The 15,338-nt window shown below is 37.7% G+C and carries 16 protein-coding genes; all 16 read right to left on the minus strand.

What is annotated here, in order from left to right:
* Window positions 1-306 precede the first annotated feature (306 nt).
* Window positions 307-999 (minus strand): alpha/beta hydrolase, encoded by a 693-nt coding sequence (locus ACTQ5K_RS06365; protein ID WP_031536292.1) that lies wholly within the window; start codon window positions 997-999, stop codon window positions 307-309.
* 173 nt (window positions 1,000-1,172) lie between these two features.
* Window positions 1,173-2,534, minus strand: coding sequence for a UDP-N-acetylmuramoyl-tripeptide--D-alanyl-D-alanine ligase (locus tag ACTQ5K_RS06370; protein WP_031536291.1), 1,362 nt, complete (start codon window positions 2,532-2,534; stop codon window positions 1,173-1,175).
* 216 nt (window positions 2,535-2,750) lie between these two features.
* A complete protein-coding gene (locus ACTQ5K_RS06375; protein WP_031536290.1) occupies window positions 2,751-3,824 on the minus strand; it encodes a D-alanine--D-alanine ligase in 1,074 nt (357 codons plus the stop codon).
* Window positions 3,825-4,039: 215 nt separating this feature from the next.
* The gene (locus ACTQ5K_RS06380) at window positions 4,040-4,753 is read right to left on the minus strand and encodes a hypothetical protein (RefSeq protein WP_031536289.1); all 714 of its coding nucleotides are present in this window, start codon (window positions 4,751-4,753) and stop codon (window positions 4,040-4,042) included.
* Window positions 4,750-5,235, minus strand: coding sequence for an ECF transporter S component (locus tag ACTQ5K_RS06385; RefSeq protein WP_031536288.1), 486 nt, complete (start codon window positions 5,233-5,235; stop codon window positions 4,750-4,752). The genes ACTQ5K_RS06380 and ACTQ5K_RS06385 overlap by 4 nt, the downstream gene beginning before the upstream one ends.
* Entirely contained in the window at window positions 5,216-5,815 is a 600-nt protein-coding gene (locus tag ACTQ5K_RS06390) for a cob(I)yrinic acid a,c-diamide adenosyltransferase (RefSeq protein ID WP_031536287.1), read from the minus strand. Before ACTQ5K_RS06390 ends, ACTQ5K_RS06385 begins: the two co-directional genes overlap by 20 nt.
* 229 nt (window positions 5,816-6,044) lie before the next feature.
* A complete protein-coding gene (locus ACTQ5K_RS06395) occupies window positions 6,045-6,482 on the minus strand; it encodes a bifunctional adenosylcobinamide kinase/adenosylcobinamide-phosphate guanylyltransferase (protein WP_284561691.1) in 438 nt (145 codons plus the stop codon).
* Window positions 6,401-7,045, minus strand: coding sequence for a histidine phosphatase family protein (locus ACTQ5K_RS06400; protein WP_048717456.1), 645 nt, complete (start codon window positions 7,043-7,045; stop codon window positions 6,401-6,403). Before ACTQ5K_RS06400 ends, ACTQ5K_RS06395 begins: the two co-directional genes overlap by 82 nt.
* Window positions 7,015-7,809 carry an adenosylcobinamide-GDP ribazoletransferase gene (cobS, locus tag ACTQ5K_RS06405; protein WP_031536284.1) on the minus strand — a complete coding sequence of 265 codons (795 nt, stop codon included), beginning with the start codon at window positions 7,807-7,809 and terminating at the stop codon, window positions 7,015-7,017. Before cobS ends, ACTQ5K_RS06400 begins: the two co-directional genes overlap by 31 nt.
* Before the next feature lie 2 nt (window positions 7,810-7,811).
* A complete protein-coding gene (locus ACTQ5K_RS06410; RefSeq protein WP_031536283.1) occupies window positions 7,812-9,314 on the minus strand; it encodes a cobyric acid synthase in 1,503 nt (500 codons plus the stop codon).
* Window positions 9,314-9,868 carry a bifunctional adenosylcobinamide kinase/adenosylcobinamide-phosphate guanylyltransferase gene (locus ACTQ5K_RS06415; RefSeq protein ID WP_235252108.1) on the minus strand — a complete coding sequence of 185 codons (555 nt, stop codon included), beginning with the start codon at window positions 9,866-9,868 and terminating at the stop codon, window positions 9,314-9,316. Before ACTQ5K_RS06415 ends, ACTQ5K_RS06410 begins: the two co-directional genes overlap by 1 nt.
* The gene (locus tag ACTQ5K_RS06420; RefSeq protein WP_441993790.1) at window positions 9,838-10,929 is read right to left on the minus strand and encodes a pyridoxal phosphate-dependent aminotransferase; all 1,092 of its coding nucleotides are present in this window, start codon (window positions 10,927-10,929) and stop codon (window positions 9,838-9,840) included. Before ACTQ5K_RS06420 ends, ACTQ5K_RS06415 begins: the two co-directional genes overlap by 31 nt.
* Window positions 10,904-11,866, minus strand: a complete 963-nt coding sequence (cbiB, locus tag ACTQ5K_RS06425) for an adenosylcobinamide-phosphate synthase CbiB (protein WP_031536280.1) — start codon at window positions 11,864-11,866, stop codon at window positions 10,904-10,906. The genes ACTQ5K_RS06420 and cbiB overlap by 26 nt, the downstream gene beginning before the upstream one ends.
* Complete coding sequence (locus tag ACTQ5K_RS06430; protein WP_031536279.1) at window positions 11,863-13,329, minus strand: heme ABC transporter ATP-binding protein; 1,467 nt, start codon at window positions 13,327-13,329, stop codon at window positions 11,863-11,865. Before ACTQ5K_RS06430 ends, cbiB begins: the two co-directional genes overlap by 4 nt.
* Complete coding sequence (locus ACTQ5K_RS06435) at window positions 13,329-14,366, minus strand: FecCD family ABC transporter permease (protein WP_031536278.1); 1,038 nt, start codon at window positions 14,364-14,366, stop codon at window positions 13,329-13,331. The genes ACTQ5K_RS06430 and ACTQ5K_RS06435 overlap by 1 nt, the downstream gene beginning before the upstream one ends.
* Window positions 14,353-15,318, minus strand: a complete 966-nt coding sequence (locus tag ACTQ5K_RS06440) for an ABC transporter substrate-binding protein (RefSeq protein ID WP_031536277.1) — start codon at window positions 15,316-15,318, stop codon at window positions 14,353-14,355. The genes ACTQ5K_RS06435 and ACTQ5K_RS06440 overlap by 14 nt, the downstream gene beginning before the upstream one ends.
* Between the last annotated feature and the right edge of the window lie 20 nt (window positions 15,319-15,338).

Consider the following 15,338-nt stretch of genomic DNA (forward strand, 5'->3'; position numbering starts at 1 on the left):
ATGTTATGTTTCTTCACGTTACTTTTTAAAATAATCTTATCACTAAGAAATACGCTTTGCAATAAATTGGGTATTCGAAAATCTACGTTTTATACATGTTTTCCCCATTTTCGCATTGTAAACGTTTTACACAAAAGAGAGTTTGCAGCGTTCGTTTATCATTTCCTATAGAAATAGTATCTTTTTCCTATTGTTCTCTCTAACAATGCTTAATTGGAGAGTATAGAAGGGCAAAGCTTGCCTATCCTACTCTTTCCATTCAAGCAAACTTCTATACATCAGAATTTTTATGTTGTCACTTCTAATTTATGAGGGCTCCTTGAGGAATGTTATTATTTCTTGAAATAATAATTCTTTTCTCTCACAATGACAAATTAAATGCTTGGAATCTTCTACATAGATGATTTTCTTGTTTTCAGCGCGAATGGTATTGTATAAATAGTTTGCACTTTTCAATGGCACAATGCCATCTTTCTCTCCTTGGGCAATCAAAGTTGGTACGTGGATGTTAGACAACAATGGTCTCACATATTGGACAAGCTTTCGGAACTGGATAGTAGCAGCTAATGGGGTACTTTTTATTTTGTTTATATAGCGAGTAAATAACTCATTTTCTCTCATTCGCCCTCGAAAAAAATCCGCACAGATTATTCTTATGTCCTTTTGAAGCTGGACAAAATTCACATAATAAGCTGCTGCACTCAATAGGATTAATTTCTTAATAGGATATTTTGTTGCTAAATAGCTTGCTATTAATCCTCCCATCGAAAATCCGACAACATATACGGTATCATGTCTTTTTAATAAATCTCTTAACGTATCTTCTGCATGCAAAAGCCATTCATTATACATAATGCCCTTTAATCTCAATTCATTTCCATGGCCAGGTAGTGTGGGGATGATACATTCCCAATTGGAATGTTGTTGAATATATGTAGCCAGTGGTTCCACTTCCATCGGGGAACCTGTAAATCCATGTATAAACATACAAGCTGTCATATTATAGCCACTCCTTTTAGAGTTATTTTACACTATAAAGGTAATTTTTCCAACACTTGAACTTTCCCTTTATAATGACGCCTGTTGTTGTCAAAAGACAAATTAGCTAAATTAAAAAAGCCAAACCTACAAGAAAACGATTTTCCGCTTATCTATCGGCTGGCCTCTTTCAACTATTGAATAGCCTTAACGATTTCCTCCAGCTTCATTCCTCTAGAGGCTTTAACTAAAACTACTGTTTCTTTATTTACATAATGGGTTAATGTTTGTATTAACGGTACTTTGTCCTGGAAGGTAAATATACGATCTTCTGGGAGAGCCGTTTTCGCACCTCTTGCAATAAAACTTCCCAGATTTCCATATGTCAAAACATAATCAATTCCCTCTAGTTTTTCGCCTATTTCATAGTGAAATGTCTCTTCATTATCCCCAAGCTCTAACATATCACCGAGAACAGCGATTTTCTGTTTATAGCCTGGCAGCTTTTTTAGAACATCAATTGCAGCAAGCATCGAAGTTGGACTGGCATTGTAAGCATCATTAATAATTTTAACACCTGATTTTCCTTCCACTAATTCCATACGCATATTAGTAAGCTTTAATGATTGTAGTCCTTTATTCATTACTTCAAAAGGAATGTTAAAATACTCTGCCACAAGCATTGCCGCTAATGCATTTAAAATATTGTGATTTCCGAGAACCGGTAGTTCAAATGGATCAGAAATCTTATTAATATGAAAAACACTGCCATTGTTTTGTGTCTGGATATGAAGAGGATATAAATCATTAGAAGGATTCATCCCGAAGGTTTTCTTATCAAGAGTACTATTTTTCATACGACTTGAAAGAAGTGGCTCGTCACCAAAATAAATGAATCTGCCGTTGTCTTTTAATCCATTTAATATTTCTAACTTCGCCTCTGCGATTCCTTCTCTTGAGCCTAAATCCTGCATATGGGATTCGCCGATATTGGTAATAACAGCAATGTCGGGTTCAGCTAGTCTGCTCAAAAAGTCAATTTCTCCCCTTCCACTCATTCCCATTTCTAAGACAGCAATATCCGTATCCTCTTCTAAACCAAGAACAGTTAAAGGAAGACCAAGATGATTATTATAATTCCCTTCTGTTTTTTGCACCTTATATTTTAAAGAAAGGAGACTAGTTGTCATATCCTTTGTAGAAGTTTTCCCATTGCTTCCTGTAATTCCTACTACTTTAACACTCAACTGCTGAAGATAGCTTTTAGCAAGAGCTTGAATAGCTGTTAAAGAATCCTCAACAAAGATAAGCGGCAGATTCTTTGGTGGATTCGGAACATCCTTTTGCCAAAAAGCTGCAGCTGCTCCTCGTTTTATCGCATCTTCGACGTATTGGTGCCCATCCGTTCTTTCTCCTTTAAATGGAATAAATAATTGCCCTACTTCAATTTTTCTAGAATCAATGGTTACCCCATTAATTTGAACATCCGCAAATTGCGTGAAAGAATCCACATTGCCGGCCATTTTTGCTATTTCTGCATATGTACGTTTAATCACGAAAAAACCTCCTTTTTCCAATAGTTTATTAAAAAAATATTTATTATTTTCCGCTGAAACCTGATATTTGATGGAACAAAAGAAGAGGTATTATTCTCACCTCTCCTTTTGACCGTTGTTATACAAATATACATGTTCTAAAGTCTATTTACTATGGAGCAATCTGAATCGGTTAACAAGCATCCAATTAACAAATGCCTTCCCATTTCTTCTCTATTAAATCGTATATTTGATATTTTGTTTTTCTGTATGTCTTTCCACTGCAAGATCTACTAATTTATTGATTAAAGCATCATATTCTAAACCTGTGTGCTTCCATAATAATGGGAACATGCTGAACGGTGTAAATCCAGGCATTGTATTTACTTCATTAATATAAACTTCCCCCTCTTTTGTAAGGAAGAAATCTGCACGTACAAGGCCAGAACAATCAAGTGCTTTAAATGCTTTAATCGCATCTGTTTTAATAGCAGCATATTCAGATTCTGTAACTTCTGCTGGAATAATTAAAGCTGTATCTCCATCCTCATACTTTGCTTTATAATCGTAAAAATCTTTTTTCGGAACAATTTCTCCTGCTACAGAAACTTCTGGGTGATCATTTCCTAGTACCCCTACTTCAATTTCTCTAGCTATTAAGCCTTCTTCGACAATAATTTTGCGGTCAAATTGGAATGCTTCGATAAAGGCAGTTTCTAATTCTTCTCTAGTCGTACATTTACTAATTCCTACACTTGATCCAAGATTAGCAGGCTTGACAAAACAAGGAAAACCTAATTCCTTTTCCACACGATCATACGCTGCCGCTTTATTACTTTGCCAGTCACTGCGGATAAAAGAATTATATTTTACTTGGTTTAGTCCAGCTACTTCAAATATATTCTTCATAATTACTTTATCCATTCCCGCTGATGATGCTAAAACACCATTTCCAACATAAGGAAGATTCAGAAGTTCCAGCAATCCTTGTACGGTTCCATCTTCGCCGTTTGGTCCATGAAGTAATGGAAAAATAACATCTAAGGAAGCCTCATCATTTGCTTGGAAGAGAGTAGTAGAAAGCGCATTTGATCCGATTTGCTCCTGTGAGTTAAACGCAAGCTCTTTTACATTTTCAACAGGTCCCATTAATTGTGGTCCGCGCACCCATTCACCACTCTCCGATATGTAAATTGGATGAATATCATATTTATCTGTATCTAATGCTTTAATTACTGCCATTGCTGTTTGCATACTAACTTTATGTTCAGCAGATTTTCCGCCATATAATAATCCAAGTTTCTTTTTCATTATGAGTTACCTCCATTTAATCAATGCACTTGTTTATTCTACCACTAGAACCAGACCTTTAAAAAGAAAACATGTAAGTCAAATAACAATTTAATCAGACCCTAATAATCCTTTTCCATTTTAACTCTTATTACCATATGAAAAAAGGGCTAAATTGGAGCTTATTTATTTAAAATTTCTCCCTAAGAAAGAAAAATTATCCTTGCTCCTTTATCTTATCTCAAAGAAACAAGTACTTCATGAAAATAGCCACCTGCCAACCTTTTTATTTCTGATTCCATTTCTTTTTCATACTCGACAATAAAGCATGTAGCTGGACCAGAAGATTTTAAAAGATCAACAGAGCATGTCACTTCTTCTTCTTGAAAAAGCTTCCCCTTTAACTGTCCTAATTCATAAAGAATTCCCTTAGAGCCAACTGGCTGTAATCGACATTTTACTTCCTTTGCAAAATGAGAAAACAAAAATAAGGGAACAACTTTATCTTCCTGTAACATTACTTCTTCCCCAACAAGGGGACTTCCAATAACCGCAATTCTTCCATTTACAATGGATGTCTCCTTGAAATCAGCTTGTCTTTTTCCAAGAATCGTAAGCCCAACAGCTGATTGACAGAAGGAAAAATTGCTCTCTGTACTGCCTGTTATTCCAAGCTCACCATCTAACCCAAGCTCCTGCACTCCTTTATGTATACCTGTTACAAGGGGAATCCAAGCATCATTTCCACAAAAATTCTGCAAAATTACCGAAAACGGGATTCCTCCTGCTGCCAAACATTCCATAACTGCTACGCGAAAAGAAAAATAAGAAACTATATCATAGGGAACGGAAACTTGATCCTCTTCTTTCTGCCCAATCCCTCCACTATTATCTGCACTAATAACCATTACTTCTTCTTGATTCCAGGGAACAATTTGTACATCTCTCATTGCTTCGCCTCTCCCCACCCTTTAAGGAAAGATTCTAGCCTCGGCATTAACAGCTGAGCAATAATGCCGTTTAATACAGCACCGATCAACAATACTGGAACCATAGAAATATAAAAACCTTTTCCCATTAGGAATAAGAAAGGAAGGGGCAGTAGAACTCCATTTCCTAACACAAACCATAAATAGGAGATAATTCTAATTCCATTCTGATAGATTTTAGTAAAAATAAAAACAAGCAAACACATTTCTATCGCAATAAATAAATGAAAAATTCCGAGTGGGAGTCCTCCAATCAAAGCAGACACCAGATGACCGAAAGCAGCTACTATTCCTCCAGCAATCCCACCTAAAAATACACCCGCAATAAGACTCGGAAAACTATCGAGTGCAACACTTCCAATGAAGCTTGGAATTTTTATAAAAGCACCAATAACCGAAATTGCAATAAAAATAGCAAGGATATTAATCTTCTTTACGTTCATTTCTCTCTCCCTTTTTAGTTGTTCGAAATACCTTTGCACTACGTACATACTCGACATCTGCCACATCGCTTCTATAATTAATCACCCTTGCAAGCGCAAAAAAGTAATCAGAAAGTCTATTTAAATATTTTAATGGCAATTCCGGTATATCTTCATTCGTTTTCACCAATGTCACCACTAAGCGTTCCGCTCTTCTTGTCACTGTTCGTGCTAGATGCACAGTCGCTGCTGCTTCTGTCCCTCCCGGCAAAATAAATCGCTCCAAATCCGGCGTCTCTTCCATAAAAGCATCAATTCGTTCCTCTAAATAGGCAATAGCCTCTTCTGTTAACTTCCATTCTCTTCTTTTTGAGATACTCGCTAAATCTCCCCCACAATCAAATAATTCATGCTGAATTTTCTCTAAGTCTTCTTTAATATCAGCAAATTGTTCTCCCGCTAATTGCGCAACTGCCAATCCAACAAAAGAATTTAATTCATCTACTGTACCGTATGCTTCTACACGAATGTCATCCTTTGATACTCTTCCCCCAATTATACTAGTTTCCCCTTTATCACCTGTTTTTGTATAAATTCGCATATTCTATCCCTCTTTCTGTTTATTTGTTTAGTGTTTTTGCGATTAGTGCTTTTTACGTTAAATGTAATTTTTTTCTTGTAGTTGCTTTGTTGCTTTAGAACTTGTCTTGCTTTTTGAAAACCACTTTTCTCTTGCCCGCTTCGGATTTCAGCGTTCATCCCGCTTTTAAAAACCACTTTCACTAATCCCATAGCCTCCCTACCAGTCACCCACAAACCAAATTCACCAACTACTTTAATCGCTCATTCAACCCATACCAAATAACATCCACTCTATCTGCCTCTGCTGCAATTCGTTGAAAAATCAGTCCTGTAGCATCTCGCCAAAAGCGATCTTCCTTTTCAATCGGTACGATGCCTTTCGTAATATCGCTACCAATAATAAACACACAGCGCTTTTTCTCTTCTCTTTCCCATTGAAGTAAAGTCTCTACTTGTTTTTCTAGATAATGGATCGTTTGCTCCAACGTTTCTTCTTTCAGACGATTTTTAATCATCCACTCCAACCCTTCTAACATATAAAAGGAATCCTTCTCATCCGTTGTAATCTTTATTTCCTTTTCATCAAACAAACGGAGGACCTTTCCTACTGTAAATCCTTGCTCCTTCGTAAAGGAGACTGCCCAGCTTTTTTTCCCGTGAAAGCTACCTCCTGTAATAAAGTGCATCTTTCCTTCCTCCTAAACCTTTCTTTATTGGACCATATTAGTTCGATGCCCTCTCCTGGCGAAATGCTGTAATCCCAAAACTCCTTTTCTGTTACACCATATTTACTAAGTAAATAACGAATAACCCCACCATGTGTGACAACTGCCATTCGATCGCTTTTCTTACTCTGCTCAATTAAAAGATCCCAGCCTGTATCTACTCGCATAACAAACTCTTTAAAGGATTCTCCATTTGTTGCTGAAACTGTAAACGGAGCATTTAGCCATTTGCAATAGTCAGGGAGCTCTTTTAGTTGGTCATATGTTTTTCCTTCCCACTCTCCAAAATTTATTTCTCGAAAATTAGGAGTACTGTGTATGCTCTGTTCAGGAAACCAATAAGTTGCTGTCTCTTTCGCTCGCAATAAATCGCTTGTACTTATCCATTCATATTTAGACACTGGGCTTCCTTTTTCATAAAGGTCCGCTTTCCCGTTTTCACTTAAAGGAGCATCCAGCCAGCCAATGTATGCTTTTCGTTCATTTTCGGCAGTTAACCCATGACGAAATAATGCAATAACCATAGTGTCGCCCATAATGCCAGTTCCGTCCCTTCTACACTTGCCCCTAATAAATCACCTGTTAATCCCCCAAAAGCTCGCTTCATAAATCGACTTAATAAAATATAGCTGCAGATGCTAATAAAGAGAAACAGAAAGAACAGTGGCAGCCATTGTGTATTCAATAAGATGATAAATAGAAGAACAAGTGCAAAATAGCGACTATAAAAAAATGCTCGCTGCCCTTCAACAGACCTTTTAAAGTATGCGCCAAGCCCGTCATTCTTTGCCTCTTGAACAAATAGCAAGATCCATCCCATTACAGCTTTAGAAAATAACGGCAGGAGCATGACAAAAAGATAGGTAAAGTCTTGCATACGTGTCACGATTTCATAGATAAAAAGAAACTTCGCACTCAATAACAGAATGACGGATAAAAGACCAAAGGCGCCAACATGTGGATCCTTCATAATCTCTAATCTTTTCTTCCTATCCTGATAAGAAAAATAAGCATCACTTGCATCCATCCAGCCATCTAAATGAAGCCCTCCAGTTAACAAAATCGTACTGGCCCAGACAAAAAAAGCTACTGCAAGTGCTGTAAACGGCGTATATTCTTTTAGCAAAAAGAAGAAGCTCATATAAATAAAGCCTTGAAAAAGTCCTAGCAAAGGGAATGTCTTTATACTTTTCTGAAGAAATTCCCCTTCCATTGGAAGTTCCTTTCTCACTGGTATCGCCGTAAAGAACTGTATATTTAAGAGAAAACCAATAAACCATTTCTTCATTATCAATCACCAGCCTGAAGGATATTCCATAGTTTTTCCCAATTCAAATGTTTTTTCATTTCATGAGCAAGTGCATCAAAGCGTTTATCCTTCTGTTCTTGTATAAACAGCCTTTTCCTTTTCATCATTCCTTTTTGCACTCGAATTTGATTTAACCACGTATGGCGAAATGCATCATTATAAAATAGATGATGCATATAAGTACCTATCAATCTTCCATCTTCTCGATAATAGCCTTCTTCCCTGCTGTTATGAAGCAATAAAAACGGGCATCTATCGTCTATAGAAGCATATTCTGTTTTTCCTAAATGAATCTCATAACCCTCTATTCTTTCTGATGCTAACTTCGTAGAAGGATGATAACTGCCTTCCACTCGAATCGTCTCTTTTTTCTTTTCAAAGGTCGTGCTTGCGGGGATAAGTCCTAGTCCCTCTATTTCTTCGCCTCTGCTTCCAGTATCAGCACCCTGTGGATCCTTCAAAGTAGTACAAAGCATTTGATAGCCTCCACATAATCCGATTACTCTGCCACCTTGCTTATAATAGCTTTTAAGCTGGGATGCTAATCCTTTCCTCTTCATTTCTTTCCAATCATCTATTGTACTTTTCGTACCTGGTATAATAACCGCATCTGGATTCCCTAAATCTTCGCCTTTATTAATCAGGCGGATACTAACGTCTTCTTCTAGAAAAAATGGTTCTATATCTGTGAAATTGGACATATAACGATTGTTTACTACTGCCAAATCAATCACAGCTTTAGTAGTTGTAAATCTTTTCTCTCGGATAGATAATGAGTCCTCTCCTTCAATCATATGGTTATGAATAAAAGGAAGGACTCCAAGGACAGGAATGCCTGTCTTTTCCTTCAGCCATTGAACCCCATCTTCAAAGAGAGTTGGATCGCCGCGAAACTTATTTATTATAATTCCCTTTACCCTGCTCCTTTCCTCTTCTGAAAATAGGGCAAGGGTTCCAATGATACTCGCAAACACGCCGCCGCGATCAATATCCGCAACGAGAATGACAGGAACATCAGCCATTTCTGCTACCTTCATGTTTACAAGCTCTCTGTCTTTCAAATTTATTTCAACTGGACTTCCCGCACCTTCCATAATAGTCATCTCATAATGGCTTTGCAGGTAATCCAGGCTTTTTTGTATAACACAAATTCCTTCCTCATAAAACTGTTCACGATACCCTCTTCCAGATAGAGTCGTACTAGCTTCCCCAAGCAGGACAACCTCTGACTGTAAATCAGATCTTGGCTTTAAGAGTATCGGGTTCATCCAAACAGTTGCCACCGTCCTTGCTGCTTCTGCCTGAATTCCTTGTGCTCTGCCAATCTCTTTTCCATCTACCGTGACATAAGAATTATTAGACATATTCTGTGACTTAAATGGAGCCACCTTTATCCCCTCATTTGCCACCATTCTGCATATAGCAGTAGCAATCAGACTTTTCCCAACATCAGATGAAGTTCCTTGTATCATTACCCCCTTCATTATTTTCCTCCCTTCTTGCTTTTCGCGATTCCGAATTCTACCAAATAAGCTTCCTTTGCATGCTGCACGAGGAAATAGTGGAGTTGATTTAAAAGCCTGCAGTAGTTCTGTACAAATGGATCTGATGACATCTCATATGTCACTTCATTACTCACAAGAATAAGATATCTGCAGCTTCGGCTTAACTCTATTAGCTCCCTTTTCAGCTTTAGCTCTAGCATTTCTTGCCGTTGATCTTTATAAAAAAGTTCATTATTGACTAATACAGTTAAGCAATCGAGTAGTATAACATCCTTTTTTGAAAAAACTCCAGCCAATTCACCAATATTTACTGCTTGTTCATGGCTATTCCATTTTACCTTTTGTTTTTTTCTTCGTTGCTGATGCCTTGCAATTCTTTCTTGCATCTCTGTGTCTGAATGAACAGCTGTGGCTATATAATGTAAATCTGCTTTTTCATTCTCTGCATATTCTATTGCCAATCTCTCAGCAAAAGAAGATTTTCCGCTTCTCACGCCTCCAGTTACAAAGATGATGGATGACTTTGTTTCCATTTAGCTAACACTCCTTGCAATTGCTGATTCTCTAACTTACTTTTAATCGCAAACCGTAGCCATCTTCCATCTAAACCCGGATAATTATATGTATGTCTTGCTATGATGCCATTGTTTAATAAGAAAATCAGGAGCTCTTTTTGGTCTGTAAAACTAGTATCTCTTAACAGGTAATAATTAGCAGCAGAAGTGGAATAAGCGAATTGCTGTTTATTAAAAAAGGAAAATAACCTTTTCTTTTCCTCTTCCATATAACTTTGCGTTTTATTTAAAAACATCTCTTGTCCCATTAATAATTCACCAACCCTTAAAGCAATTCCATTAATACTCCATTGAGATTGAAACTGTTGTAATTTTGCAATCACTTCCTCTGATGCGAATGCATAACCAAGGCGAATCCCTGGAATACTGTACATCTTTGTCAAGGAACGGATAATAATAAGATTGGAGAATTTTTTTAAGAGAGGAAGCATATCCTCATATCCAATTACAAAATCATAGAAAGCTTCATCTAGGATGACATAGCAATCATTTTTTTTACAAATAACTAACAATTCTTCTACTACTTGTTTCGGATAAAATATCCCTGTTGGATTATTAGGATTACATAAAAATAGAGCATCTACATGGCGGATATCCTTTTCCAAATTAGATGGATTTAGTTCCCATCCTGTTTCCGCTGTTAAATAATGATGATAGATGTCACAATGATTAATTTTGCATACTTCTTCATATTCAGAAAAAGCTGGCTGGAGCAATAATACCTTTTTCCTCGCCAAAATTCTTCCCAACAAAGAAATAATTTCCGCAGCTCCATTACCAATTAAAAGCTGCTTTGGACAAAGCCCATACTGATCTGAAATTTTCTCTTTTAGACTGCTTGCATAAGGATCTGGATAAAGATGGACTGTCTGAAATAAGTCATCCCAGTTGTCCGATAAAATAGTCGGAGGTCCTAATGGGTTGATATTAGCACTAAAATCAATCGTATTTACCGGCATTTCTACATTTGTCTTTTCATAAATATACTGAGGATTAGCTCCATGCATTGGCCAATTCAAATCCAATTCCTCCTATACATAAAAAGAGATAAAAGCAAACAACAGCTTTATCAGCAATTTTAGTCGACTCGATAATATGTCTAGTTCCTAAAGGCTGCAGTGCTCTTCCCATACGTGCACGATCTGACTTCTTTCCTTTGTAAAAGTTAATCCCACCAAGCTGTATACCAAGGATAATCGCAGTCACTGCTTCACCCCAGCCGCTGTTTGGAGAGGGATGCTTCATTGCATCATGAAATAACAACTTCCAGGCTTCCTTTTTACGATAGAAAGGACTACGACTAACTAACAGCACGAGAATGGCTGTTATTCGACTAGGCAAATAGTTGACGATATCATCACATTTCGCAGCACAATACCCAAAATCTCCATATTTATCATTCTTATAACCAACCATACTATCACATGTATTAATCGCTCTATATACAAGACTCAAGGGAGCTCCGCCAATAAATGCCCAAAACAGTGGAGCAGTAATACCATCACTAGTATTTTCTGCAACTGTCTCTACCGTCGCACGGACAATTTCTTCTCCCTCTAATTGCTCTGTATCTCTGCCTACAATATAAGACAGCTTTTTTCTTGCCATCTCTAAATCATTAGCCTGCAATGGATCATAAACCTCTATCGCAGCATCCTTTAGACTCTTTTGGGCAATCGTTGTGGCGATAAGAAGAGCTTCCACGATTACCCCGACCCACCAATGAAGCTGATAGCTAATATAAACGAGGACGTAGCTAATCAAAAAGGTAAATATTAATACCGTGCTGAGCATCCATAACCCTTTTATTCTCCGACTCTTTCCGTTATTTAATCTTTGATCTAGAAAGGAAATCAATCTCCCCATCCCTTTTACCGGATGTGGCCAGCTTGGAGGATCACCAATAAGCTTATCTAAAACAATCGCAAGTGTAATGCTAATCAAATGGCCGATCATTTAGGTGCTATCCTCCTATTCCTTTTATCTAACGACTTTGCTAAACACTGATAGACTCCTTGTGCTACACATTTTCCAAGCGCTGTTATCGTACCTCCAAATTCGAGGTAGGCTCCTTCTTGGGTAGCAGCCACCAATATACTATCTGTTGACGTACCTGTTGCAATGGTTCCTGTTTCCAAATCTTTTATCTTCCGATCTCGCAAGACCGCTGCTTTTGCTTCTGTGGCCGTAATGACACTTTGCACGAAGGCTTGCTCTGATAATGTCCCGTTAACAAAAATCCAAATATTAATGGTTCCAGGATTTAAGAAGGAAGAATGCTCGTTAGTCTTTGCGGCATCAACAGCATTTCCTACTCCGCCTGTTACGACAATCATCACAGAAAAATCCCGCTGCTCGATAAGCTCATATGCTACATCCTCTGTGTAAACAGCTGTCATCATCCCTACAGTTTCTGATGGAATAAAGCCATTTCGATGCAAATAACCCTCCATTTCTTCCCGATAATCTTCGCATTGATATCTCTTATCCACATGTCTGTTCACAAAGCATTTATACCATCCCATCCCTGCACCTATTACACCTGATGAAAGAGTGTATAGTGGAAAGGGAACCTTTACCTCTACACGATCTGAATAAATGGTAATAGCTTCCGTATCTATTTTCCTATTATTTCTCTCTTTATTTCTTGGTACTAGAGCTATTTGCGGAGCTGGTCTACTTGGATGAAAAGTACTTTTCACATCTGTTTGATAGATTCTTTTCACCCTCTCTTCTTGCAATACATTAGAAGGGGCGGCATCTACTTCTACCATTCCATCATGTAATAAAAGCAGCCGATCACAATATAATCCTGCCAAGTTCAAATCATGGAAAATACAAACAATCGTTAAATCTCTTTCCATGCTCCATTCTCTTAAGTTATCCAATAACTCCTTCTGATAAGATAAATCCAAATGGTTTGTAGGTTCATCTAATAGGAGAATTTCTGGTTCTTGTGCGAGTGCCTGTGCCAAATAAACACGCTGCTTTTCGCCTCCAGATAATTCATGAATGGATTTCTCTTGAAATGAAAAGACTCCCGTTTGTTTCATCACGCTTGTAACTACTGCTTCATCTTGAGAACTCCAGGACTGAAACAGCCCGGATTGATGAGCATATCTCCCGAGTGATACGATTTCTCGAACGGTATAGGAAAAAGATTCATTCACATGCTGAGACAGGACTGCGACTACCTTTACTAATTCTTTCGTTTTATACTGCTCGATTGGTTTGCCTTTTATCTCAACCTGTCCCTCCTGTGGAGTTAAAATGCCGCTAATAATTTTCATTAACGTCGTTTTCCCACTACCATTCGGTCCAAGGATACCAACCATTTCTCCTTTATTCACCGTAAAAGAAATATCCTGTAAAATTTGTTTTGTTTCATATTGAAAAAAGAGATTCTGTACATTAAGCATTAGTTTAAACTCCTCTTCCTTCTTCTCAGTAATAATCCCGCAAACACCGGGGCACCTACTAAAGCTGTAATAACCCCTATCGGAAGTTCTGTTGGAGAAATAATTGTTCTAGCTAATAAGTCAGCCAGAATCATAAAGCCACTGCCTGCAAAAAGGGATACCCCCATTAAATGACGGTGATCTGACCCTACAATGATTCGAACAAAATGTGGAATAACAAGACCAACAAATCCGATTGTCCCAGATACTGCAACCGCTGCACCTGTTAACATAGAGCCAGCCAGCAAAATAATCATTTTTCTTCTTTGTACATGAATACCTAAATGCTGTGCTCTTTCTTCGCCAAACGCTAAAGCATTTAATTCCTTTCCTTGCGAAAGAAGAAGACCAGAACCAACTACAAAGAAAGGAAGAATAATTTTTATATATTCCCACCCTCTCATGGAGACACTTCCAAGTAACCAGCCAATAATTTGGCGAAGTTCATTGCCTGTTAATGCGATCATAAGCGAAATAAATGCACTTAAAAAAGAACCAATAATAATTCCTGTTAAAATAATCGTTTCCACTCGCATCGCAGGATCCATTTTTTTCGCAAAAAAGACAACAAATAAAATCGTAAAGAAGGAGAATAGTACACTCATAAATGGCAAAGTCAGTGCGCCAAGAAATGGGATACTTAATTGGAAGAACAATGTAATAACAGCTCCAACAGAAGCACCAGATGAAACCCCAAGTGTATAAGGATCTGCCAATGGATTTCTCAATAACCCTTGGAAAGCAGCTCCCGAAATGGATAGGCTCGCACCGACAAGTCCCGCCAACAGCACTCTAGGGAGTCGAATATTTTGGACTATATTGATATGCATTGGCTCGACATTAGTTAATAAGCTTTCTGGCCCAACATAGCTTGCTAATATTTTTACCACAGACAAAATAGGAACAGATATAGTTCCAACAGATATTCCCATTACAATCGCAAAAAGGAGAAAAAAAGCGGCATAAACATAAGCCGCTTTTCTTTTATTTAAAAACATCTGGGTACACCGCTTCGGCAACGGCCTCTACTCCTTCAACTAAACGAGGACCAGAACGAGTTACCATGTCAGAATCAACATCTACTATTTGCTTTTCTTTTACTGCTTTTATCTCTTCCCAACCTTTTCTCGAGCTAATTTGATCGATTGGGCTTGTTTCTGAGTAAGCACCATAAGTAGTAATGATAGCATCTGGATTTGCTGCAATCACTGCCTCTTGGTCTACTTGAATCCAGCCTTCTTCCGAAATAATATTTTTCGCATTAATGGTATCTAACATCTCTTGCATAAATGTATTTGTACCAGTCGTAAATATACTTGGTTCTCCGCTTACTTCTATATAAACAGATTTTTGGTCACTATCAGAAATCGCTGCTGCTTTATCCTTGATAGCAGCTAACTTCTCTTTCATATCAGCAACAAGCTTATCTGCTTCCGTTTCTGCTCCAGTAGCCTGTCCAATCATTTCCATCCCTTTATAGACGTCCTCAAAAGAAGTTGCATCATTCACAACAACAACATCAATTCCGGCATCGCGGATTTGCTGCAAGCCTTCTGTCGAATTATGGGCACTAGATGCATGTGCTAAAACTACATCTGGATTCAGTGAGATTATTTTCTCCACATTAAATTCCATGCCGCCTACTTTTTCTTTTTCCGCTGCTTCTTTTGGATAGTTGTCATAATCACTAACTCCAACTAACTCATCTCCTAGCCCAAGCGCAAATACAATTTCCGTATTACTAGGCATTAAAGAAACTATTTTTTCTGGCTTTTCCTCAATTACTACTTCTTGATCGATTGCATCTTTAATCGTTACAGGAAAAGCAGCCTCTTGTGCAGTTGACTGCTCCTTGTTATCATTATTATTTTCTGTCTTTCCTTCACCACATCCAGCAAGCGACCCAACTACGAGCAGTATTGCTAAAAATAAAGAATAAAACTTTTTCATCATTCTTCACCTTCCTGAAA

The organism is Niallia sp. Sow4_A1, from assembly GCF_052116745.1.
Lineage (GTDB): Bacteria > Bacillota > Bacilli > Bacillales > Cytobacillaceae > Niallia > Niallia hominis.

Bases quoted from the DNA above. Each gene is read 5' to 3' on its own strand.
- ACTQ5K_RS06390 (WP_031536287.1), bottom strand. From the start codon at position 5,815: ATGCGAATTTATACAAAAACAGGTGATAAAGGGGAAACTAGTATAATT.
- ACTQ5K_RS06400 (WP_048717456.1), bottom strand. From the start codon at position 7,045: ATGGTTATTGCATTATTTCGTCATGGGTTAACTGCCGAAAATGAACGA.
- ACTQ5K_RS06440 (WP_031536277.1), bottom strand. From the start codon at position 15,318: ATGAAAAAGTTTTATTCTTTATTTTTAGCAATACTGCTCGTAGTTGGG.
- ACTQ5K_RS06430 (WP_031536279.1), bottom strand. From the start codon at position 13,329: ATGCTTAATGTACAGAATCTCTTTTTTCAATATGAAACAAAACAAATT.
- cbiB (WP_031536280.1), bottom strand. From the start codon at position 11,866: ATGATCGGCCATTTGATTAGCATTACACTTGCGATTGTTTTAGATAAG.
- ACTQ5K_RS06435 (WP_031536278.1), bottom strand. From the start codon at position 14,366: ATGTTTTTAAATAAAAGAAAAGCGGCTTATGTTTATGCCGCTTTTTTT.
- ACTQ5K_RS06375 (WP_031536290.1), bottom strand. From the start codon at position 3,824: ATGAAAAAGAAACTTGGATTATTATATGGCGGAAAATCTGCTGAACAT.
- ACTQ5K_RS06415 (WP_235252108.1), bottom strand. From the start codon at position 9,868: ATGGAAACAAAGTCATCCATCATCTTTGTAACTGGAGGCGTGAGAAGC.
- ACTQ5K_RS06380 (WP_031536289.1), bottom strand. From the start codon at position 4,753: ATGAGAGATGTACAAATTGTTCCCTGGAATCAAGAAGAAGTAATGGTT.
- ACTQ5K_RS06410 (WP_031536283.1), bottom strand. From the start codon at position 9,314: ATGAAGGGGGTAATGATACAAGGAACTTCATCTGATGTTGGGAAAAGT.
- cobS (WP_031536284.1), bottom strand. From the start codon at position 7,809: ATGAAGAAATGGTTTATTGGTTTTCTCTTAAATATACAGTTCTTTACG.
- ACTQ5K_RS06395 (WP_284561691.1), bottom strand. From the start codon at position 6,482: ATGCACTTTATTACAGGAGGTAGCTTTCACGGGAAAAAAAGCTGGGCA.
- ACTQ5K_RS06385 (WP_031536288.1), bottom strand. From the start codon at position 5,235: ATGAACGTAAAGAAGATTAATATCCTTGCTATTTTTATTGCAATTTCG.
- ACTQ5K_RS06365 (WP_031536292.1), bottom strand. From the start codon at position 999: ATGACAGCTTGTATGTTTATACATGGATTTACAGGTTCCCCGATGGAA.